The 1,185-nt window shown below is 73.1% G+C and carries 2 protein-coding genes; both read right to left on the minus strand.

From position 1 onward, the window contains the following. Window positions 1–71 precede the first annotated feature (71 nt). On the minus strand, window positions 72–1,091 hold the full coding sequence (locus tag ACWEVN_RS47980) for a family 2 encapsulin nanocompartment cargo protein polyprenyl transferase (RefSeq protein ID WP_452055731.1): 1,020 nt from the start codon (window positions 1,089–1,091) through the stop codon (window positions 72–74). After that, on the minus strand, window positions 1,091–1,185 hold a 95-nt coding region (locus ACWEVN_RS47985; protein ID WP_452055213.1), incomplete at its 5' end, for a hypothetical protein. The genes ACWEVN_RS47985 and ACWEVN_RS47980, both read right to left, overlap by 1 nt.

Consider the following 1,185-nt stretch of genomic DNA (forward strand, 5'->3'; position numbering starts at 1 on the left):
TTTGAAGCCGGATCTCGCGAGTTACGGCTTCAAACACGCGAGTTACGTTCCTGATCACGCGAGTTACGGGGTCAGTGGGTGCGGGTGGTGATGAGGCGGGCCAGGGTGGCGAGTTCGGCGGTGGCCCGGGAAGGTGGGGCGGCGGTGGTGAGGTCGCGCAACGCCTTGGCCAGCAACGCTTCCGCCTGGGCCTGGCTCCACTGGCGGCCGCCCGCGGCGTCGACGAGGGAGGCCGCGCGGGCGAGGTCGGTTTCGTCCAGGGGGTCGCGGCGCGTGTAGAGGGTGGCGAGGTCCGCGCCGGCGGGGGTGCCCGAACACAGGGCCGTCACCACCGGCAGGGACTTCTTGCGGTTCTGGAGGTCGGAGTACACCGGCTTGCCCGTGACGGCCGGGTCGCCCCAGATGCCGAGCAGGTCGTCGATGTGCTGGAACGCCAGGCCCACCGCGCGGCCGAACGCGCCGAAGCGGTCTGCGCCGGCCGTTCCGAAGGCCGCGCCGAGTGTGCAGGACGCGCCCAGCAGGGCCGCCGTCTTGCCCTCCGCCATCCGTACGCACTCGGTGGGGGTGACGTCGTCGCGCTGCTCGAAGTCCAGGTCCGCGGCCTGGCCTTCGAGCAGGGCCAGTGTCGCCGCCGACAGCACCTTCGCGTTCGCCGCTCCGCTCGGCGCGAGCACCTCGAACGCCAGGCTCAGCAACGCGTCCCCGGCCAGCACCGCCGGCCCGGTGCCGAACACCGTCCACGCCGTCGCGCGGTGACGGCGGGTGGTGTCGCCGTCCATGACGTCGTCGTGCAGCAACGAGAAGTTGTGCACCAGCTCGACCGCGACGGCGGCGGGCACGGCATCGGCCACCTCCCCGCCCGCGGCTTCCGCGCACAGCAAGACCAACGCGGGCCGCAGCGCCTTGCCGCCGTCGCCGGCCGCCGGGCGCCCGGCCGCGTCCTGCCAGCCGAAGTGGTAGGCGGCGATCCGCCGCATCGCCTCGGGCAGCCGCTCGGCGGCCGTCCGCAACGCCGGCTCCACAAGCCCCTTGCTCCACGCGAGGACGTCCGCCAGGGGACGGGCGGCGATGCGCGTGTTCATCGTGGTCATCAGCGACCGACCTGGACGTCGTCGAGGGCGCCGAGGGCGTCGGGGACGAGGACGGCGGCGGAGTGGTAGGCGCTGATGAGGTAGGAGGTGATGG

It is taken from the genome of Amycolatopsis sp. NPDC003861 (assembly GCF_053605405.1).